Source organism: Methylibium sp. (genome assembly GCF_035762065.1).
GTDB lineage: Bacteria > Pseudomonadota > Gammaproteobacteria > Burkholderiales > Burkholderiaceae_C > Methylibium.
This window is the reverse complement of the sequence record NZ_DASTPW010000051.1, coordinates 63,500-83,519: the sequence shown is the minus strand read 5'-3', so window position 1 is coordinate 83,519 and position 20,020 is coordinate 63,500. Positions and strand designations below refer to the sequence as shown.

Annotated in this window: 16 protein-coding genes and 1 pseudogene; all 17 read left to right on the top strand. The window is 70.8% G+C overall.

The annotated features are described in order from the left end of the window. Positions 1–183: 183 nt before the first annotated feature. Positions 184–891 carry an ABC transporter ATP-binding protein gene (locus tag VFR90_RS16215; protein WP_326407195.1) on the top strand — a complete coding sequence of 236 codons (708 nt, stop codon included), beginning with the start codon at positions 184–186 and terminating at the stop codon, positions 889–891. A gap of 121 nt (positions 892–1,012) precedes the next feature. Then, entirely contained in the window at positions 1,013–3,106 is a 2,094-nt protein-coding gene (locus tag VFR90_RS16210) for a 3-hydroxyacyl-CoA dehydrogenase NAD-binding domain-containing protein (protein WP_326407194.1), read from the top strand. Between the two features lie 20 nt (positions 3,107–3,126). Beyond that, positions 3,127–4,302, top strand: a complete 1,176-nt coding sequence (locus tag VFR90_RS16205) for an acetyl-CoA C-acyltransferase (RefSeq protein ID WP_326407193.1) — start codon at positions 3,127–3,129, stop codon at positions 4,300–4,302. A gap of 47 nt (positions 4,303–4,349) precedes the next feature. Beyond that, a complete protein-coding gene (locus tag VFR90_RS16200; RefSeq protein WP_326407205.1) occupies positions 4,350–4,757 on the top strand; it encodes a PaaI family thioesterase in 408 nt (135 codons plus the stop codon). Positions 4,758–4,765: 8 nt separating this feature from the next. Further along, on the top strand, positions 4,766–6,616 hold the full coding sequence (locus VFR90_RS16195; RefSeq protein ID WP_326407192.1) for an acyl-CoA dehydrogenase: 1,851 nt from the start codon (positions 4,766–4,768) through the stop codon (positions 6,614–6,616). A 16-nt stretch (positions 6,617–6,632) separates the two neighbouring features. After that, positions 6,633–6,845 carry a hypothetical protein gene (locus VFR90_RS16190; RefSeq protein WP_326407191.1) on the top strand — a complete coding sequence of 71 codons (213 nt, stop codon included), beginning with the start codon at positions 6,633–6,635 and terminating at the stop codon, positions 6,843–6,845. Positions 6,846–6,873: 28 nt separating this feature from the next. Next, on the top strand, positions 6,874–8,907 hold the full coding sequence (locus VFR90_RS16185; RefSeq protein WP_326407190.1) for a M3 family metallopeptidase: 2,034 nt from the start codon (positions 6,874–6,876) through the stop codon (positions 8,905–8,907). A gap of 19 nt (positions 8,908–8,926) precedes the next feature. Then, a pseudogene (locus VFR90_RS16180) lies at positions 8,927–9,706 on the top strand (SDR family NAD(P)-dependent oxidoreductase); the annotation flags it as partial. 136 nt (positions 9,707–9,842) lie between these two features. Continuing rightward, a complete protein-coding gene (locus VFR90_RS16175; protein ID WP_326407189.1) occupies positions 9,843–10,304 on the top strand; it encodes a PaaI family thioesterase in 462 nt (153 codons plus the stop codon). A 34-nt stretch (positions 10,305–10,338) separates the two neighbouring features. After that, on the top strand, positions 10,339–11,358 hold the full coding sequence (locus VFR90_RS16170; protein ID WP_326407188.1) for an NADP-dependent oxidoreductase: 1,020 nt from the start codon (positions 10,339–10,341) through the stop codon (positions 11,356–11,358). A gap of 9 nt (positions 11,359–11,367) precedes the next feature. Then, positions 11,368–12,321 (top strand): glutathione S-transferase family protein, encoded by a 954-nt coding sequence (locus VFR90_RS16165; RefSeq protein ID WP_326407187.1) that lies wholly within the window; start codon positions 11,368–11,370, stop codon positions 12,319–12,321. Then, positions 12,318–13,226, top strand: coding sequence for an SDR family oxidoreductase (locus VFR90_RS16160; RefSeq protein ID WP_326407186.1), 909 nt, complete (start codon positions 12,318–12,320; stop codon positions 13,224–13,226). Before VFR90_RS16165 ends, VFR90_RS16160 begins: the two co-directional genes overlap by 4 nt. A gap of 109 nt (positions 13,227–13,335) precedes the next feature. Next, on the top strand, positions 13,336–14,862 hold the full coding sequence (locus VFR90_RS16155) for a hypothetical protein (protein WP_326407185.1): 1,527 nt from the start codon (positions 13,336–13,338) through the stop codon (positions 14,860–14,862). A gap of 69 nt (positions 14,863–14,931) precedes the next feature. Further along, positions 14,932–16,203, top strand: a complete 1,272-nt coding sequence (locus tag VFR90_RS16150; RefSeq protein ID WP_326407184.1) for a TIGR03862 family flavoprotein — start codon at positions 14,932–14,934, stop codon at positions 16,201–16,203. Positions 16,204–16,250: 47 nt separating this feature from the next. After that, on the top strand, positions 16,251–17,261 hold the full coding sequence (gene bioB / locus VFR90_RS16145) for a biotin synthase BioB (protein ID WP_326407183.1): 1,011 nt from the start codon (positions 16,251–16,253) through the stop codon (positions 17,259–17,261). A gap of 224 nt (positions 17,262–17,485) precedes the next feature. Next, positions 17,486–18,325 (top strand): DUF3014 domain-containing protein, encoded by an 840-nt coding sequence (locus tag VFR90_RS16140; RefSeq protein ID WP_326407182.1) that lies wholly within the window; start codon positions 17,486–17,488, stop codon positions 18,323–18,325. Between the two features lie 106 nt (positions 18,326–18,431). Next, positions 18,432–20,009, top strand: a complete 1,578-nt coding sequence (locus VFR90_RS16135; RefSeq protein WP_326407181.1) for an OpgD/OpgG family glucan biosynthesis protein — start codon at positions 18,432–18,434, stop codon at positions 20,007–20,009. The last annotated feature ends 11 nt before the right edge of the window (positions 20,010–20,020 follow it).

Sequence of the window (20,020 nt, the reverse complement as noted above, 5' to 3'; positions counted from 1 at the left end):
CGGCAGGGCACTCTGCTCCGCGAATGTCCCCCGGCCTGGAGTACCAGGCCTCCTCCTTTATTTCGCTGCGCAGAGCGCCCTGCCGTTCCGATCAGGCACCGGCAGTCCTGTTCGGCGGCCGCTGATAAGGGCTGGGTCGCCGATGGCCTTGGTGCGAGCAGCACCGAAGCAGGAACGAGTCCAATGACGACCAACGCGCTGCAGATCAACAACCTCCATGCCTTCTACGGCAAGAGCCATGTGCTGCACGGCGTCTCGCTCGACGTGCAGCCCGGCGAGATCGTCGCGCTGCTGGGTCGCAACGGCTCGGGCCGGTCGACGACGGTGAAGGCGATCATGGGCCTCGTCGAAGGGCAGGGCTCGATCAAGTGGAAGGACGAGGAGATCCTCGGCCGCGAAGCCTTCGAGATCGCGCACCGCGGCATCGGCTACGTGCCTGAGAACCGCGACATCTTTCCGAAGCTCACCGTGCACCAGAACCTGCTGCTCGGCGAGAAGAAGCGCGGGCAGCAAGGCCGCTGGAAGACCGACGACATGTACGGCATGTTTCCGCGCCTCAAGGAACGGCAGCACACCGAGGCCGGCGTGCTTTCGGGCGGCGAGCAGCAGATGCTCACGCTGTGCCGCACGCTGATGGGCGACCCCGACCTGATCATGATCGACGAGCCCACCGAAGGGCTCGCGCCGAAGATCGTCGAGCTCGTCGCCGAGTACCTGAAGGAACTCAAGCGGCGCGGCCTGTCGGTGCTGCTCGTCGAGCAGAAGCTGACGATCGCGCTGGAGATCTCGCAGCGCTGCGTCGTGATGGGCCACGGCCGCATCGTCTTCGAAGGCACGCCCGAGGCGCTGCGCGCGGACGCCTACATCCGCAAGGAGTGGCTCGAGGTCTGAGCGCTGGGGTTCATGCGATCGGCGTAGGCTTGTCGCCGCCTTGACAGGCCGCTGCTGCGGTGCGGTCGCAAAATCGCACGGTCGTTCTTTTCCTGCCTGAGCCAATCACGGGGGTCGATTCATGAGCGCCAGCTACGAAGTTCGCGACGGCGTCGCCGTCATCACCCTGAACAACCCACCGGTGAACGGGCTCGGCTACGAGACGCGGCGCGCCGTCGCCGAAGGCATCGAGCGCGCGCAGGCCGATGCGGCGGTGAAAGCGGTGGTGCTTTGTGGCGCCGGTCGGGCGTTCTCCGGCGGTGCCGACATCCGGGAGTTCGGCTCGCCGAAGGCGACCGCGGAGCCGAATCTCATCAGCCTGATCAACCTCGTGGAGGCCAGCGACAAGCCGGTGGTGGCCGCCTTGCACGGCACGGCGATGGGCGGCGGGCTCGAACTGGCGCTGGGCTGTCACTACCGCGTTGCTGCGGCGGACACGAACGTGGCACTGCCCGAAGTGAAGATCGGCCTGGTACCCGGCGCCGGTGGCACGCAGCGGCTGCCGCGGGCGATCGGCGTCGAGGCCGCACTCAACATGATCGTGAGCGGCGAGCCCGTGAAGAGCGAACTGCTCGCGCAGATTCCGGGGCAGGTGCTGTTCCAGAAGATCGTCGAGGGCGACCTCGTTGCGGGCGCCATCGCGTATGCGAACGAGATTGCGGCGGCGCGCCCCTTGCCGCGCGTGCGCGATCGCAAGTCGTCGCACCCGCAGGGCGACGCCTACTTCCAGTTCGCGCGCAACACCGTCAAGGCGATGGCGAAGCAATTCCCCGCGCCGGCGCGCTGCGTCGACTGCGTCGAGCAGAGCACCAAGCTGCCGTTTGACGTCGGGATGGTCTACGAGCGCGAAGCTTTCGTCGCGCTGATGCTCACGCCGGAGTGCAAGGCGCTGCGCCATGCCTTCTTCGCCGAGCGCGCGGCGAGCAAGATCCCCGACGTGCCCGACGACACGCCGGTGCGCCAGGTGAAGAAGCTCGCGGTGATCGGCGCCGGCACGATGGGCGGCGGCATCGCGATGAACTTCCTCAACGCCGGCATCCCCGTCGTGATGCTCGAGATGAAGCAGGAAGCGCTCGACAAGGGCGTCGCGACCATCCGCAAGAACTACGAGGCCCAGGTCAAGAAGGGCAAGCTCAAGGCCGACAAGTACGAGCAGCGCATGAGCCTTCTGAGCACCACGCTCAACTACGCCGACCTGAAGGACGCCGACATGGTGATCGAGGCGGTGTTCGAGGACCTCGGCGTCAAGGAAAAGGTCTTCACCACGCTGGACGAGGTGATGAAGCCCGGCGCGATCCTCGCGAGCAACACCTCGACGCTCGACATGAACAGGATCGCCGCGTTCACGAAGCGGCCGCAGGATGTCGTCGGCACGCACTTCTTCAGCCCGGCCAACGTGATGAAGCTGCTGGAGGTGGTGCGCGCCGAGAAGACGGCGAAGGACGTGCTCGCCACCGTGATGCAACTCGGCAAGAAGATCCGCAAGACCTGCGTCGTCTCCGGCGTGTGCGACGGCTTCATCGGCAACCGCATGATCGAGCAGTACTCGCGCCAAGCCGGCTTCCTGTTGGAAGAGGGCGCGACGCCGGCGCAGGTGGACCGCGCGATCGAGAAGTTCGGCTTCGCGATGGGCCCGTTCCGCATGGGCGATCTTGCCGGCAACGACATCGGCTGGGCGATCCGCAAGCGCCGCTACGTCGAGAAGCCGCACATGCGCTACAGCAAGACGGCCGACCTGCTGTGCGAGCTGGGCCGCTACGGCCAGAAGACCGGCGCCGGCTGGTACGACTACCAGGCGGGCAAGCGCGACGCGATCCCGTCGAAGCTCGTCGAAGACATGATCGCCAAGCACCGCGCGGAACTTGGCATCACGCCGCGCAAGATCGGCGACGAGGAAATCGTGCATCGCCTCGTCTACGCGCTGGTGAACGAGGGCGCGAAGATCGTCGAGGAAGGCATCGCCAGCAAGGCGAGCGACATCGACATGGTCTACCTCACCGGCTACGGCTTCCCGCTGCACCGCGGCGGCCCGATGTGCTACGCCGACACGCAGGGACTGTTCAACGTCGTGCAGGCGATGAAGCGTTTCCAGCGCAACCCGCACGACGACGCCGCGTTCTGGGAGCCGGCCCCGCTGCTTGCGAAGCTGGCCGCCGAAGGCAAGACCTTCTCCTGAATCGAATCGAGGAACGCACCATGACCTCTGCCGTCATCGTCTCCACCGCCCGCACGCCGCTCGCCAAGAGCTGGAAGGGCGCCTTCAACATGACTCACGGCGCGACGCTCGGCGGCCATGTGGTCAGGGCCGCGGTCGAGCGCGCGGGCATCGAGCCGGGCGCGATCGAGGACGTGCTGCTCGGCTGCGCCAACCCCGAGGGCGCGACCGGCTGGAACATCGCCCGCCAGGCTGCGCTCGCCGCGGGCCTGCCGGTCGGTGTGGCCGGCGTCACCGTGAACCGCTTCTGCTCGAGCGGCCTGCAGACGATCGCGATGGCCGCACAGCGCATCGTCGCGGGCGAGGGCGACGTGTACGTCGCCGGCGGCGTCGAGAGCATCTCCTGCGTGCAGCAGGAAATGAACCTCCACATGTTCAAGGACCCGGCGCTCGACGCGAGCAAGCCCGAGATCTACTGGAACATGATGCAGACCGCCGAGCAGGTGGCCAAGCGCTACGGCGTGAGCAAGGAGCGCATGGACCGCTTCGGCGCCGAGAGCCAGCAGAAGGCCTGCGCTGCGCAGGAGAAGGGGCTGTTCGACGCCGAGATCGCGCCGATCACCGTGACCGCCGGCGTCGCCGATGCCGTGCTCGGCCTGCGCGCGAAGCAGGTGACGGTCAAGGCCGACGAGGGCCTGCGCCCCGGCACCACGTACGAATCGATCAAGGACATCCGCACCGCGGTGCCCGGTGGCGTGGTAACCGCCGGCAATGCGAGCCAGTTCAGCGACGGCGCCGGCGCCTGCGTGGTCGTCAGCGAGAGCTACGCCGAGCAGAAGGGCCTGAAGCCGCTCGGCCGCTTCCTCGGCTTTGCGGTGGCCGGCTGCGAGCCCGACGAGATGGGCATCGGTCCCGTCTTCGCCGTGCCCAAGCTGCTGGGCCGGCTCGGCCTGAAGGTCGACGACATCGACCTGTGGGAGCTCAACGAGGCCTTCGCCGTCCAGGTGCTCTACAGCGCCGACAAGATCGGCATCCCCTACGAGCGCCTCAACGTCAACGGCGGCGCCATCGCGATCGGCCACCCCTACGGCATGAGCGGCCAGCGGCTCACCGGCCATGCGCTGATCGAGGGCAAGCGGCGCGGCGCCAAGCGCGTGGCGGTCACGATGTGCATCGGCGGCGGCATGGGCGCGGCCGGCGTGTTCGAGGTGCTGTGAGCAGCGTCGCCGCGGAGGCCGGCGTGTCGCCGGAAGCTTTCCTCGCGATGGGGCGGGACATCCTTGCCAGGCAGGGCCTGAGCCGGCTGCTCGGCACCGAACTCGTCGCGCTGACGCCTGGCCATTGCGAGCTGGCCTTGACGCTCGACGACCGCCTGACCCAGCACGACGGTTTCGCGCACGGCGGCGTCTTGAGCTACCTCGCCGATCTGGCCTTGACCTATGCCGGCGGCACCGCGATGCAGGTGCCGGTGCTGACCTCCGAGATGAAGATCAACTACGTGCGGCCGGGCGTCGGCAACCGGCTGATCGCGCGAGCGGACGCGGTTGCGGTGAGCCGCAGCCAGGCCGTCTGTCGCTGCGACGTGTTCGCGGTGAAGGACGGTGCGGAGAAGCTGGTCGCGATGGCGCAGGGGACGATCGCCAAGCTCGCCGAGGCGCCGGCGAAGGCCTGATCCCGACGATGCGCGCGACGCTCGACTTCCTCCTCCACGACTGGCTCGAAGTCGAGGCCCTGACCACGCGCGATCGCTTCGCCGATCACAGCCGCGAAACCTTCGCCTCGGTGCTCGACACCTGCGAGCGCATCGCCCGCGACAGGTTCGCGCCGTTCAACCGCCTGGCCGACATCCAGGAGCCGCACTTCGACGGCGAGAAGGTCCATCTGCCGCAGGCCACGCACGACGCGACGCGCGCCTATGCCGAAAGCGGCATGCTCGCCGCCGCGCAGAACTATGCGCACGGCGGCATGCAGCTGCCCTGCGTGGTCGAGATGGCCGGCAACGCCTTCTTCTCCAAAGCCAGCGTCGCGATGAGCGGCTACGCGATGCTGACCTCGGGCAACGCGAGCCTGCTGATGGCGCATGGCACGCCGCAGCAGATCGAAACCTTTGCGAAGCACGAGTTCGCGGGCCGCTGGTTCGGCACGATGTGCCTGTCCGAGGCGCAGGCCGGCTCCAGCCTCAGCGACATCGCCACGCGCGCCGTGCCCGACGGCGCCGACTTCGAAGCCGACCCGCTCGGCCCTCGCTACCGTTTGCGCGGCAACAAGATGTGGATCTCCGGCGGCGAACACGAGTTGACCGAGAACATCGTCCACCTCGTGCTCGCGAAGATCCCCGCCGAAGCCGGCGAACAGCGCGGCAAGCTGCCGCCCGGCACCAAGGGCATCTCGCTGTTCATCGTGCCCAAGCACCTGGTGCGGCCCGACGCTTCGTTGAGCGGCGAGCGCAACGACGTCGCGCTCGCCGGCCTGAACCACAAGCTCGGCTACCGCGGCACGACCAACACGCTGCTGAACTTCGGCGAAGGGCGGTTCAAGCCGGGCGGCGAAGCAGGCGCGATCGGCTACCGCGTCGGCCCGGTGGGCGGCGGGCTCGCCTGCATGTTCCACATGATGAACGAGGCGCGCATCGGCGTGGGCCTCGGCGCCGTGATGCTCGGCTACGCCGGCTACGAGGCGAGCGTCGGCTACGCGAAGCAGCGCCCGCAGGGCCGCGCGATGACGATCGAGGGCAAGGACGCGAGCGCGCCGCAGGTGCCGATCGTCGAGCATGCCGACGTCAAGCGGATGCTGCTCGCGCAGAAGAGCTATGTCGAGGGCGGCCTGGCGCTGTCGCTGTACTGCGCGCGCCTCGTCGACGAATTGCACACCGGCGACCAAGCCGCCGCGGCCAACGCGAAGCGCCTGCTGGAAGTGCTGACGCCGATCGCGAAGAGCTGGCCCAGCGAGTGGTGCCTGGAGGCCAACAGCCTCGCCATCCAGGTGCACGGCGGCTACGGCTACACGCGCGACTTCCCGGTCGAGCAGCACTGGCGCGACAACCGCCTGAACATGATCCACGAGGGCACGCACGGGATCCAGGGGCTGGACCTGCTGGGCCGCAAGGTCCGCATGGAGGGTGGCGCGGCCTTGAAGCTGCTCGCGGCGCGCATCGACGCGACGGCCGCGCGCGCCGGTCAGCTGGAAGGGCTCGCCGAGCACGCGAACGCGCTTGCCGCGGCCCTGCAGCGCCTCGGTGCCGCGACCAAGGCCGCGTGGGCGACCGGCGAGCCGGCCGAGGCGCTCGCGAACGCGACGGCCTACCTGCAGGCCTTCGGCCATGTCGTCGTTGCCTGGTTGTGGCTCGACGTGGCGATCACCGCCCAGCGACTGCTCGCCGCCGGCGATGCCGACCGTGCCGACTTCGCGCGCGGCAAGCTGGCTGCCATGCACTACTTCTACCGCCACGAACTTCCCAAGCTCGGGGGCTGGCTCGCGGTCGTCGAAACGCGCGACACCACCTGTGCCGATCTCGACCCCGCCTGGCTTTGAAACCATCGACCGACTCATGCCGATGAAGCACGCGACGCTCGAACGCTGGATCTGGGTGCTGCTCTACGGCGGCGTGCTGGCTTCGATGATCGGCCTGTGGTCGATGGAGCGCGATGCCCGGCTGGGCTGGTTGCTCGTCGGCGCGGGCATCACGGTGACGGCGCTCGGCGTGGCCGGCGTCGCCTGGCGTGCGCGGCTCGACCGCAAGCCCCGGGCACCGGCTCGATGAACACCGATCCGCTCGACACAGGCCCGCGATGAAACCCACGAACCTCTTGCATGTCCTCGGCCGCTTTGCAGCGCCGGCCTTGACGGGCCTCGCGCTCGCCTCGGCGCAGGCCGCGGCACCCGACGCGCCGCGCGCCGCCGGTGCCGAGACCGCGCCTTTCGCCTTTCCCGAGTTCCGCACGCCGGCCGAGATCACCTCGCGTTGCGACGCGACGCTGAAGGCGATGGCCGCGGCCGAGAAGGCCGCCGAGAGCGACGGCCCGGTGCTTGCGCGTTTCGACCGCATCGGCCAGCTCGCCGAGGACTCGCTGAACGCGATCTCCTTCCTCGGCTACGTGCATCCCGACAAGCCGATGCGCGATGCCGCCCAGGCCTGCGACCTGCGCCAGCAGGCCTTCAACAACAAGCTGTTCCAGAACGCGCGCATCAACGAACGGCTCAAGGCCCTGCAGCCGGCCGATGCGATCGACACCCGCTTGCGCGCCGACCTGCTCGCGGCCTTCGAAGACGCCGGCGCGAGCCTGCCCGGCGCCGCGCGCGACAAGGCGAGGGCGCTCAACACCGAGATGGGCAGGCTCGCGCAGGACTTCGAGCGGCGCATCCAGGAAGACCAGACACGCGTGGCCTTCACCGAGGCCGAGCTCGAAGGCGTGAAGCCGGAGGTCTGGAAGGACGCGAAGCGCGATGCACAGGGCCGCCTGCTGCTCGGCATGGAGTACCCGACCTACCACCCGGTGCTGGAGTCCGCGCGCAACCCGAAGACGCGCGAGCGCATGTGGCGCGCCTTCCAGAACCGCGCGGGCGCGCCGAACCTGGTGACGCTCGGCACGCTCGGCCAGAAGCGGCGTGAATACGCACGGCTGTTCGGCCTGCCCAGCTATGCCGATTTCGCGCTGCGCCGCCGCATGGCGGGCAGCGTCGAGCGGGTGCAGGGCTTCCTCGGCGAGGTCGGCACCGTCGTGACCAAGCGCGAGCTGGCTGACCTGGCCGACCTGAGGACCGCGAAGGCGAGCGAAGCGAAGTCGTCGGCCCCGGCGGTGAAGATCGAGCGCTGGGACACGGCCTACTACACGGAGCAGGTCAAGCGCGAACGCTTCGCGCTCGACCAGGAGCGCTTTCGCCGCCACTTCCCGCCGCAGGCGAGCGTCGATTTCGTGATGGCGCTTTCGAGCCGGCTGTTCGGGGTGAACTTCAAGCCGATCGAGCAGAAGCTCTGGCATCCCGACGTGCGCGCCTACGCGCTGGTCGACGGCAGCGGCGGCAACGAGCGCAACGAGGGCCCGACCATCGGAACGCTCTACCTCGACCTCTACCCGCGCGAGGCCAAGTACGGCCATGCCGCCTGCTGGGGCCTGCGCGGATCGTCCACGCTCGTCGGCCGCCTGCCCGCCGCGGCGCTGGTGACCAATTTCGACCGCAAGGGCCTGACGCTCGACGAGCTGGAGACGATGCTCCACGAGTTCGGCCACGCGCTGCATCACACGCTGTCGGCGACCCGCTATTCGCAGAACGCCGGAACGAACGTGAAGCTCGATGTCGTCGAGGCGCCTTCGCAGATGCTCGAGGAGTGGGTCTACGACGCAAGGGTGCTTGCGCTGTTCCAGCAGGTCTGCCCGAGCTGCGAGCCGGTGCCGGCCGATCTGCTCGAGCGCGCGGTCCGCTCGCGCAGCTTCGCGAAGGGTCTGCAGTTCGCGCGCCAGCATCTGTACGCGAGCTACGACCTCGCGCTGCACGGCGCGGCTGCGCCCGAACCGATGGCGACCTGGGCCCGCATGGAGGGCGCGACGCCGCTCGGCCACGTCAAGGGCACGATGTTCCCGGCCGGCTTCGGCCATCTCGCCGGCGGCTACGGCGCCGGCTACTACGCCTACCTTTGGAGCCTCGCGACGGCGCAGGACCTGTTCACCGCGTTCGCGAGCGACCCGCTTTCGGCCGAGACCGGCCGCCGCTACCGCGCGACGGTGCTCGCCAACGGCGGCCAGGTCGACCCGAACGAGCTGGTCGCGAGCTTCCTCGGCCGGCCGTCCGACAGCAAAGCCTTCTTCCGCTGGCTCGACCAGTGAGCGACACGAGGAGCACGCGATGACCCGCAGCGTCCAGCAGCTCTTCGATCTGCAGGGGCGTACCGCGCTCGTCACCGGCGGCTCGCGCGGGCTCGGCCTGCAGATCGCGGAGGCGCTGGGCGAGGCCGGCGCGCGCGTGCTGCTGTCGTCGCGCAAGGCCGGCGATCTGGAAGAGGCCGCCACCCACTTGAAGCAGCGCGGCATCGAGGCCGGATGGATCGCGGCCGACGCGAGCCGGCCGGAAGACATCGAGCGCCTCGCCACGGAGGCGCTCGCCAGGCTCGGCGCGATCGACATCCTCGTCAACAACGCCGGCGCCACCTGGGGCGCGCCTGCCGAGGAGCACCCGCTCGAAGCCTGGGACAAGGTGATGAACCTGAACGTGCGCGCGATCTTCCTGCTGAGCCAGCAGGTGGGGCGTCGCTCGATGATTCCGGGCAGGCGCGGACGCATCGTCAACGTTGCCTCGATCGCCGGCCTCGGCGGCAACCACGAAGGCATGCAGACGCTCGCCTACAACACCAGCAAGGCGGCGGTCATCAACCTCACGCGCACGCTCGCCGGCGAGTGGGGCGTGCACGGCATCACCGTCAACGCCCTTGCGCCGGGGTTCTTCCCCAGCAGGATGACCAAGGGGCTGCTCGATCGCGTCGGCATCGACACGATGGCCGCGCATGCGCCGCTGCGCCGCATCGGCGACGACGAAGACCTGAAGGGCGCCGCGCTGTTGTTCGCCAGCGATGCGGGGAAGCACATCACGGGGCAGGTGTTGCCGGTCGACGGTGGCGTGAGCGCCATGATCGGCGGGTCGATGTGGTCCACCCCCGTTGCGGCTTCGCCGCTCCCCCTCCAGGGGGCGCCGCTGGCGGACCGGCAGAGCCGGATCCGCGGCGGCTGCCCGGTTTGAAAGCCGGCTCCTCGACAGGCTGTGTCTGATGGACTTCCCCGTCCGCATCCCCTTCGTCGAACAACTCGGCTTCAGGCTGAACTCGATGTCCGACGGCACCGCCGAACTGAGCGTCCAGCTCACGAACGAGCAGACCAACTCCTTCGGCGTCGCGCACGGCGGCTTGACGATGACGCTGCTCGACGTCGCGATGGCCCATGCCGCGCGCAGCGTCAACACGCGCAGCGCCGACTTCTCCCCGGGTGTCGTGACGATCGAGATGAAGACCAGCTTCCTGCGCCCCGCGCAGGGCACATTGATCGCGCGCGGGCGGCTGCTGCATCGAACCGCGACGATGGCGTTCTGCGAAGGCAGCGTGCTCGGCGCGGACGGCGCGCTCTGCGCGCACGCGACCGGCACCTTCAAGTACTTGCGCGCGCTGCCCGCGGCCTCGCGCGAGCTGCGGCCGCTGAACGGGCCGCCGCGCATCGAAGGCCGCGGCAGCGCTTGACGGACCGACCGACACCCAAACCCAGGAGACCACGATGGCCACCATCAACCAGCAGATCCTGCTTGCCTCGCGCCCCGAAGGCGAGCCGAGCGCGGACAACTTCAAGCTCGTCGAGAAGCCTGTTCCCGAACTCGCCGAGGGCGACGTGCTGGTGCGCAACCAGTGGCTGTCGCTGGACCCTTACATGCTCGGCCGCATGAACGAGGGCAAGAGCTACGCGCAGCCGCAGCCGCTCGACGAAGTGATGATCGGCGGCACCGCGGGCGAGGTGGTCGCGTCCAGGAACGCGCACTTCCAGGTCGGCGACAAGGTCGTCGGCATGGGCGGCTGGCAGCAGTACCAGCTTGTCTCGGGCGCACAGCGCGGCGTGCTTCAGAAGGTGGACACCGCGCGCATTCCGCTTTCGGCTTACCTCGGCGCGGTCGGCATGCCCGGCGTCACCGCGTGGTACGGGCTGGTGAAGATCATCGCGCCCAGGGAAGGCGAGACGGTGGTGGTGAGCGCGGCGAGCGGTGCGGTCGGCGGCGCGGTCGGGCAGCTGGCCAAGGCGCGCGGCGCGCGGGTCGTCGGCATCGCCGGCGGGCCCGACAAGTGCGCCTACGTAAAAGACGAACTCGGCTTCGACGAGTGCATCGACTACAAGCCGCTCAAGGACTTGAAGTCGCTGAGCACGGCGTTGAAGGCCGCGTGCCCGAAGGGCATCGACGGTCACTTCGAGAACGTCGGCGGCCTGATCCTCGATGCGGTGATGCTGCGCGCCAACGCCTTCAGCCGCATCGCCTTCTGCGGAATGATCTCCGGCTACAACGGCGAGCCGATCCCGATGCAGAACCCGTCGCTGATCCTGGTGAACCGGATGAAGCTGGAAGGCTTCATCGTCAGCGAGCACATGGAGATCTGGCCCGAGGCCTTGAAGGAGCTGGGGACGATGGTCGCCACCGGCAAGCTCAAGTACCGCGAGAGCGTGGCCGACGGCCTGGCCGCCGCGCCCGAAGCCTTTCTCGGCCTGCTCAAGGGCCGGAACTTCGGCAAGCAGCTGGTCAAGCTGTACTGAGGGGGCGCGATGAGCTTCGCGGTGCCCGCCGGAGAGCTCGTTCTCCACCACTACCCGATGTCGCCGTTCGCCGAGAAGGTGCGGCTGGTGCTGGGCGCCAAGCGGCTCGCCTGGCGCTCGGTGCACATCCCGGTCGTGATGCCCAAGCCCGACGTGGTCGCGCTGACCGGCGGCTACCGCAAGACGCCGGTGCTGCAGATCGGCGCGGACATCTACTGCGACACCGCACTGATCTGCCGCGTGCTCGACGCGCGGGCGCCCGAGCCGACGCTGTACCCGCGCGCGATCGATGGCGCCGCGCAGCTGCTTGCGCAGTGGGCCGACGCGACCCTGTTCTGGGCGGCGGTGCCGTACGCGCTGCAGCCGGGCACCGCGCCCGAGGTCTTCGGCAAGCTGCCGCCGGAGCAGATCAAGGCCTTCGCGGTGGACCGCGCCGCGCTGCGGCCCAATGCGCTGCGGCCGAACTTCCTCGATGCCGGCGTGGCGCTGCGGCATCACCTCGGCTGGCTCGAATCGCTGTTTGCCGACGGCCGCTCGCACCTGGCCGGCACGGCCTTGAGCATCGCGGACTTCGCGGTCGCGCACCCGCTGTGGTTCGTGCACCGGGTGCCATCGTTGCGTGCCGAGATCGACGCGCACCCGCACCTGCGCGCCTGGCTCGAGGCGATGCTGGCGTTCGGCAACGGCGACGCGACGCCGATGACGAGCACCGAGGCGATCGAGCTCGCGGCATCGTCGGTCGAGCGCGCGCCGGTCGAGGTCGAGCCGGGCCTCGGCTTCGATGCCGGCGCGGACGTCACCGTGACGCCGACCGACTACGGCTTCGACCCGGTCGCTGGCCGGCTCGTCGGCTTGAGCCGCGACAGTGTCACCGTCGAACGCCGGGACGATCGCGCCGGCACGCTGCAGGTGCACTTCCCGCGCATCGGCTTCCAGATCAGGAAGCAGGAGACGAAACCATGATCGACGACTTCGCCGGCAAGACGGCGGTGCTCACCGGCGCCGGATCAGGCTTCGGGCTCGAGATGGCGCGCATCGCGGCGCGCGAGCGGATGAACGTGGTGATGGCCGACGTGCAGGCCGACGCGCTCGGGCGCGCTGCCGAGGAGATCCGCGCCGCGGGCGTCGAGGTGCTGGCGCAGCAGCTCGACGTGGCGAAGGCCGGCGAAGTCGAGGCGCTCGGCCGCGCGGTGCAGGCACGCTTCGGCGCGCCGCATCTCGTGTTCAACAACGCCGGGGTCGGCGCCGGCGGGCTCATCTGGGAACACACGCGCGCCGATTGGGAATGGGTGATCGGCGTCAACCTGATGGGCGTGGCCCACGGCGTGCGCGTCTTCACGCCGATGATGCTGGCCGCCGCCGCGGCCGACGCCGCATGGCGCGGCCACATCGTCAACACCGCCTCGATGGCCGGGCTGGTGAACATGCCGAACATGGGCGTCTACAACGTCAGCAAGCATGCGGTCGTGAGCCTTTCCGAGACGCTCTACCAGGACCTGCGGCTCGTGACCGAGCAGGTCGGCGCCTCGGTGCTCTGCCCCTTCTTCGTGCCGACCGGCATCCACGAAAGCCACCGCAACCGGCCGAGCGATGCACCGATGGCACGGCCCACGCGCAGCCAGCTCGTCGCGCAGGCGATGGTCGGCAAGGCGGTCGGCTCGGGCAAGGTGACGGCGGCCGACGTCGCGCAGAAGGTCTTCGACGCGGTGCGCAGCGGCAGCTTCTACATCCACAGCCATCCACAGGCGCTGGCGAGCGTGCAGACGCGGCTCGAGGACGTGATGACGCCGCGCAACCCGAGCGATCCCTTCGCCGCGAAGCCGGAGATCGGCACACAGCTGCGCGAGTCGCTGCGCGAGCCGCGCTGAGGCGATCGCGGCTCATCGTGCGCGTGACGGCACGCGCCGCGATGCCGGGCCGCCGCGCGAGCGGCGCGCGGCTTTCGCACGAAAACCTGCGTGGCACACTGCGCCGCCCATGAGAGTGCCCCGCTGGTTTCTTGCGCTGCCGCTCGTGCTGGCGGGCCCATCCTTCGCGCAGACGGACGCGCCGCTCCTGCAGGTCGACGACGCGATCGTGCAGCGCGGCGCGCAGCTGCGGCTCACCGGCGAACGACTCGAGCTGCCGGCCGACGGATCGATCGGCCTCGTCGGCGTCAGCTACCTGCTGCAACTCGCGCCGCGATCCGCGCCCTGGCTCTACGGCGGCCCCGCCGCGTACGGCGCGGTCAGCGGCCGGCGCGGCGGCCTGCTGGTGGTCGGCGGCGAAGCCGCGGCCCGGCTGCCCATCCATGAGCGCTGGTCGATCGGCGCCGGCCTGTTCGCGGGCGGCGCCGCGGTCGGCGACGGCCTGATGCTGCGCCCGCACGCCGAGCTGCTGTGGGAATTCAGGCCCGGCCAGCGGCTGGGACTCGGCTGGTCGCAGGTGCGCTTCGCGAGCAGCCGCATCGACAGTTCGCAGGTCGCGCTGACCTGGCAGATCGACACCCGCTTCGGCTACCTGCCGGAAGGCGGCTCGATGAAGTTCCTCCAGCTCGGCACGAGCGCCACGCCGCGCACCGGCGTCGGCTTCGATCGGGTGCAGGCGACCGCCGGCGTCTACCGGCCACACGCCGGGGCCCGAACGCTCGCGGGCGCGCCGCTGCCGCGCAACCTCGGCTTTGCCGGCGCGCGGCTCGAGCGCTCGATCGGCGACAACCTCTACTGGGGCGTGGAAGCCAACGGCGCGGCCTCGGGCGGCGTCGGCGGCTATGCCGAACTGCTGGGCACGATGGGCTACGAGGTCGTCACCGACTCCGAGGCCTTCGCCGCCGGCTACCGGCTCGCGCTCGGCAGCGCCGGCGGCGGCGGTGTCGACACCGGCGGCGGCCTGCTGTGGAAGGCGGGCGTCTACGGCATCGCGCGGCTCGCGAGCGACCTCGGCCTGACGCTCGAAGGCGGCCTCGCGCGCGCGCCGCAGGGCAGCTTCCGCGCGCGCTACGCGAGCGTCGCGCTGAACTGGATCATCGACGACCGCCTCGACGGCACGGCGCCGCCGCGCGTCACGCCGATGGAATGGGCCGCGGGCGTCGGCCGCTACCGCGCCGTGCGCAAGCCGGGCAGTGCCGTCGGCCCCGGCGAGCGCGCGCTCGACTACGCGAAGCTGCGCGTCAACCGCGAGATGGCGCCCGGCTTCTACCTCGGCGGCGAGGTGCAGAGCGCGGTCGGCGGCAGCGCCGGCGGCTACGTCGTCGGCCTGGTCGGCGCCGGCCTGCGGCGCGACTTCGGCGAGCGCCTTCATGGCGGCGTCGAGCTGTTCGGCGGAGCGGCCGGCGGCGGCGGCGTCGACGCCGGCGGCGGCGCGGTCGTGCAGCCGATGGCCTACCTCGGCTGGCAGCTTGCGCCCGGGCTCGCGCTGCGCGTCGGCGGCGGGCATGTCAAGTCGCTGCGCGGGCCGCTGTCGAGCAGCGTCGGCGAGGTGTCGCTGGTGTTCGGCTTCGGCGTGGTGAGCCGCGGCTACCGGTGAGCGCGCCGGCTGCGGCGGGCGGGTGCCCGATCGATCCGCGACCAGCCGGCTGAAGCGCAGGCGGCGAGCTTGAGCGCCCCGATCGTCGCGATCGCCGGTGGCGGCCCGGCGGGCCTGATGGCCGCCGAGACCCTGGCCACGGCGCGCGGCGATCTGCAGGTTCACGTCTTCGACGCGATGCCCTCGGTCGGCCGCAAGTTCCTGCTCGCGGGCAAGGGCGGCCTGAACCTCACGCACGCCGAGCCGCGGCCCGGCTTCGACACGCGCTACGGCGCCCGCCGGCGTGCCGTGGCGGGCTGGCTCGACGGCTTCGATGCCGACGCGCTCCGCGCCTGGGCCGCGGGCCTCGGCATCGCGACCTTCGTCGGCAGTTCGGCGCGCGTGTTCCCGGTCGACATGAAGGCCGCGCCGCTGCTGCGCGCCTGGCTGCATCGGCTGCGCGCCCAAGGCGTGCGCTTTCATGCGCGCCATCGCTGGCAGGGCTGGGCCGACGACGGCGCCCTGCGCTTCGCGACGCCCGAAGGCGAGCGCCGCGTGCACTGCGGCGCGACGGTGCTCGCGCTTGGCGGCGCGAGCTGGCCGCAGCTCGGCTCCGACGGTGCCTGGGTCGGCGCCCTGCGCGCCGCCGGCATCGACGTGGCTCCGCTCGCGCCGTCGAACTGCGGCTTCGACGTGCGCGCGCCGGCCTGGCGCGCGGCAAAGGCGAGCGGCTGGACCGCGCACCTCGCCGAGCGGCATGCCGGCGCGCCGATCAAGCCGGTGGCGTTGAGCGTCGAGGCGTCCGGCGGCGGCGAGGCTTTCCGCCGCCAGGGCGAGTTCGTGCTGACCGCGACCGGCATCGAGGGCAGCCTCGTCTACGCCGCGTCGAGCCTGCTGCGCGATGCGATCGCCGCCGAGGGCGAGGCGATCGCCCGGCTCGATCTGCTGCCGGACCGCGCGATCGAGCAGGTGCAGGCCGAAGTCGCCCGGCCGCGCGGCCCGCGCTCGCTGGCGACGCACCTGAAGTCGCGGCTCGGCCTGGCCGGCGCGAAGCTCGCGCTGCTGCACGAGGTGCTCGAGCCCGCGGCGCTGCACGATGCGGCTCGTTTGTCGGCGGCGATCAAGTCGCTGCCGCTGCGGCTGGCCGCGCCGCGGCCGGTCGCGGAGGCGATCAGCACCGCCGGCGGCGTGAAGCTCGAAGCGCTCGACGAGCGTCTGATGGCGCGCGCCCGGCCCGGCGTCTTCGTCGCCGGCGAGATGCTCGACTGGGAAGCGCCAACCGGCGGCTACCTGCTCACCGCCTGCATGGCCAGCGGGCGGCTCGCAGCGAAGGGCGTGCTCGGCTGGCTCGCGCAGGCCTGATCGAAGCGACCGCGGCGGGCGGCGTCGGCACGCCACAATCGCCGCCCATGACCGCCACCCGCCCGATCCATCTCGTCCGGCCCGAGCCGGCATCGCGTCAACCCGAGGCTGCGTTGCATCCGACCGCCGAGCGATGGTCGGTCGAGGCCGTCGAGGCGCTGTTCGAGCTGCCGTTCAACGACCTGCTGTTCCGCGCGCAGCAGGTGCATCGCGAGCACTTCGACGCCAACGCGGTGCAGCGCTCGACGCTGCTGTCCATCAAGACCGGCGGCTGCCCCGAGGACTGCGCCTACTGCCCGCAATCCGTCCACCACGACACCGGCGTCGAGGCCGACAAGCTGATGGACGTCGCCGAGGTACGCGCCGCGGCACAGGCCGCCGCTGCCGCGGGCGCCTCGCGCTTCTGCATGGGCGCCGCCTGGCGCGAGCCGAAGGACCGCGACATCGACAAGGTCGTCGAACTGGTGCGCGAGGTGAAGGCGCTCGGGCTGGAGGCCTGCTGCACGCTCGGCATGCTGACCCGGCCGCAGGCGCAGGCGCTGAAGGACGCCGGCGTCGACTACTACAACCACAACCTCGACACCGCGCCCGAGGCGTATGGCCGGATCATCGGCACGCGCGTCTACGAAGACCGGCTCGCGACGCTGGCGCACGTGCGCGAGGCCGGCATGCAAGTGTGCTCGGGCGGCATCGTCGGCATGGGCGAGAACCGGCGCGAGCGCGCCGGGCTGATCGCGCAGCTGGCGAACCTCGACCCGCATCCCGAGTCGGTGCCGATCAACGAGCTGGTGCAGGTCGAAGGCACCCCGCTCGCGGGCAGCGACAAGCTCGATCCCTTCGAGTTCGTCCGCATGATCGCGGTGGCGCGCATCACGATGCCGGGCGCGTACGTGCGGCTGTCCGCCGGCCGGCAGGCGATGGGCGACGCGGTGCAGGCGCTGTGCTTCCTCGCCGGCGCGAATTCGATCTTCTACGGCGACAAGCTGCTGACCACCGGCAACCCCGAGGTCGCGCGCGACGAGGCGCTGTTCGAGCGGCTGGGTCTGAGCGCGGTCTGAGCCGCAAGCCGCGGCAGGCTGCGGACCACCGGCCCGCGCGAAGCGGCCGGCGCTCGCAAGACGCCGGGCCGACCGGCTGAACTTTGGCCGACCTGCCGCGCTCCCATCCGCGGCGCTGGCGTCTTCGTGGATGACCGGGGCCGGCAGCGCGCGGCACCGACATCCGTGCCCGCTGCCGTCGAGCCGCGAGACGCGGCGAAGGATCGCTGCACGAGGGAGGCCCGATGGCTTGGTGGTCGAGATTGGCGGTGGCGGTGCTCGCCGCGGTGGCGGTCGGCGGCGGCGGCTACTGGTGGTGGACGCAGCAGCGACCGGCCGCGCCCGTGCCCGCGCCGCAGCCGCCGCTGGCCGCGTCCGCTTCGGTGCCCGACGTCGCCGCCTCGGCGCCGCCCGCGGTGCGCTACCCGATCGAGGACGTCGCCGCCGGCGTCGAGGCCGAGCTCCCCGCGGCGCCGGCCGATGCCGAGCGGCTGGTCGCCGACGCGCTCGTCGTGCTGCTCGGCCGCAAGGACGTGCAGAGCTTCGTGCAGCTCGACGGCTTCGTGCGCCGCGCCGTCACGACGATCGACAACCTCGGCCGCGCGCAGGCCAGCGCCCGGCTCTGGCCCGTGACGCCGACGCGCGGACGCTTCGGCACCGTCGAGCGCGGCGGCAGCACGACGATCGCCGCGGCGAACGCAGAGCGCTACATGCCCTTCGTGCGCTTCGCGACCGACATCGACGCCGCGCGCGCCGCGGCGCTCTACGTTCGGCTCTACCCGCTGTTCCAACGGGCCTACGACGAGCTCGGCTACCCCGGCCGGCACTTCAACGACCGGCTGGTCGACGTGATCGACCTGCTACTCGCGACGCCCGAGCCCGCGGCCGCGCCGACGCTGCGGCTCACCGAGGTGCAGGGCCCGATGGCGGACCCGCGCCCCTGGGTGCGCTACGAGTTCGCCGATCCGACGCTCGAGGCGCGGCCCGCAGGCCAGAAGATCCTGCTGCGCATCGGCTCGCGCAACGCGCGGCTGCTGAAGGACAAGCTGCGCGAGTTCCGCGCGCAGATCGTCAAGGCCCGATGAGCGCGTCGCGGCTGGTAGGGTCGGCGCCCTGCGCGGCTTGCGCGCCGTCCCGCGGCGGGAAGCACGCCTTCCTCGCCTTTCGCTTTTCCCACTCTCCAACAACACGATGCATCGACGCAACCTCCTTGGCGGCCTCGCTTTTGCCGCCGCCCTCGAAGCCCTCGTCGGCCGAGCCGCGAACGCCACCGCGCTGCGCACGATCGGCCAGCCGCAGCCCTTCGACTACGCCGCGCTGAAGGGCCGCGCGCGCACGCTGGCGGCGGCGCCCTACAAGCCGCCGTCGCAGAAGTTGCCGGCCGCGATCGAGAACCTCGACTGGGACCGCCACCAGGCGATCCGCTTCCGCCCCGACCACGCGCTGTGGAACGACGAAGGTCTGCGCTTTCGCGCGCAGTTCTTCCACCTCGGGCTGTTCTTCAAGTCGGCGGTGAGGCTCTACGAAGTGGAGGGCGGCCAGGCGCGCGAGCTCGCCTACGACACCGCGCTGTTCGACTACGGCAAGAGCGGCGTCGACGGCAAGAAGCTGCCGGCCGACCTCGGTTTCGCGGGCTTCCGGCTCAACTTCCACACCGACCCCGAGCGCGACGTCTGCGCCTTCCTCGGCGCGAGCTACTTCCGCGCGGTCGGCGGCAGCTGGCAGTACGGCTTGTCGGCGCGCGGGCTCGCGGTCGACACCGGCCTGCCGCGCGACGAGGAGTTTCCGAACTTCGTCGCCTTCTGGCTCGACAAGCCGGCGGCCGGCTCGAACACGATCCGCGTGCATGCACTGCTCGACTCGCCGAGCATCGCCGGCGCCTACCGCTTCGACATCACGCCCGGCGACACGCAGGTGATGGACATCGACGCCGCGCTCTACCCGCGCAAGACCATCGAGCGCCTGGGCATCGCGCCGATGACCAGCATGTACCAGGTCGGCGAGAACGACCGCCGCATGGCCAACGACTGGCGCCCCGAGATCCACGACAGCGACGGCCTCGCGATGTGGACGGGCAAGGGCGAACGCATCTGGCGGCCGCTGGCCAACCCGGCCGGCCTGCGCTTCAACAGCTTCGCCGACGAGAACCCGCGCGGCTTCGGTCTGCTGCAGCGCGACCGCAGCTTCGAGCACTACCAGGACGACGGCGTCTACTACGACCGCCGGCCGAGCCTGTGGGTCGAGCCCAAGCACGGCTGGGGCGCGGGCGCGGTGCAGCTGGTCGAGATCCCGACGATCGACGAGACCTTCGACAACATCGTCGCCTTCTGGAACCCGGCCACGCCGCCGAAGCCCGGCGACGAGCTGCTGATGGGCTACCGCCTCTACTGGGGCGAGCAGCCGCCGGTCCCGCAGCCGCTCGCGCGCGCTGTCGCCACGCGCACCGGCCTTGGCGGCATCGTCGGCCAGCCGCGCAAGTACTTCGCGTGGCGCTTTGCAGTCGACTTCGCGGGCGGCGACCTGTCGCTGCTCGGCCCGAAGGCGAAGGTCGAGGCGGTGATCACCGCGTCGCGCGGCAAGGTCGAGATCACTTCGGCGCGGCCGCTGGCGTCGATCAACGGCTGGCGCGCGATGTTCGACCTCGTGCCGCCCGAAGGGATCGAGCCGATCGACCTGCGGCTGTTCCTGCGCAGCGGCACGCAGGCGCTGAGCGAGACCTGGGTCTACCAGTACAACCCGCCGCCGGTGGCGGAGCGCAGGCTGTTCTGAGCGAGCGGTCG

Bases quoted from the DNA above. Each gene is read 5' to 3' on its own strand.
- VFR90_RS16140 (WP_326407182.1), top strand. From the start codon at position 17,486: ATGGCTTGGTGGTCGAGATTGGCGGTGGCGGTGCTCGCCGCGGTGGCG.
- VFR90_RS16155 (WP_326407185.1), top strand. From the start codon at position 13,336: ATGAGAGTGCCCCGCTGGTTTCTTGCGCTGCCGCTCGTGCTGGCGGGC.
- VFR90_RS16190 (WP_326407191.1), top strand. From the start codon at position 6,633: ATGCCGATGAAGCACGCGACGCTCGAACGCTGGATCTGGGTGCTGCTC.
- VFR90_RS16170 (WP_326407188.1), top strand. From the start codon at position 10,339: ATGGCCACCATCAACCAGCAGATCCTGCTTGCCTCGCGCCCCGAAGGC.
- VFR90_RS16160 (WP_326407186.1), top strand. From the start codon at position 12,318: ATGATCGACGACTTCGCCGGCAAGACGGCGGTGCTCACCGGCGCCGGA.
- VFR90_RS16165 (WP_326407187.1), top strand. From the start codon at position 11,368: ATGAGCTTCGCGGTGCCCGCCGGAGAGCTCGTTCTCCACCACTACCCG.
- VFR90_RS16210 (WP_326407194.1), top strand. From the start codon at position 1,013: ATGAGCGCCAGCTACGAAGTTCGCGACGGCGTCGCCGTCATCACCCTG.
- VFR90_RS16175 (WP_326407189.1), top strand. From the start codon at position 9,843: ATGGACTTCCCCGTCCGCATCCCCTTCGTCGAACAACTCGGCTTCAGG.
- VFR90_RS16195 (WP_326407192.1), top strand. From the start codon at position 4,766: ATGCGCGCGACGCTCGACTTCCTCCTCCACGACTGGCTCGAAGTCGAG.
- VFR90_RS16135 (WP_326407181.1), top strand. From the start codon at position 18,432: ATGCATCGACGCAACCTCCTTGGCGGCCTCGCTTTTGCCGCCGCCCTC.
- VFR90_RS16205 (WP_326407193.1), top strand. From the start codon at position 3,127: ATGACCTCTGCCGTCATCGTCTCCACCGCCCGCACGCCGCTCGCCAAG.
- VFR90_RS16185 (WP_326407190.1), top strand. From the start codon at position 6,874: ATGAAACCCACGAACCTCTTGCATGTCCTCGGCCGCTTTGCAGCGCCG.
- VFR90_RS16215 (WP_326407195.1), top strand. From the start codon at position 184: ATGACGACCAACGCGCTGCAGATCAACAACCTCCATGCCTTCTACGGC.
- VFR90_RS16200 (WP_326407205.1), top strand. From the start codon at position 4,350: ATGGGGCGGGACATCCTTGCCAGGCAGGGCCTGAGCCGGCTGCTCGGC.
- bioB (WP_326407183.1), top strand. From the start codon at position 16,251: ATGACCGCCACCCGCCCGATCCATCTCGTCCGGCCCGAGCCGGCATCG.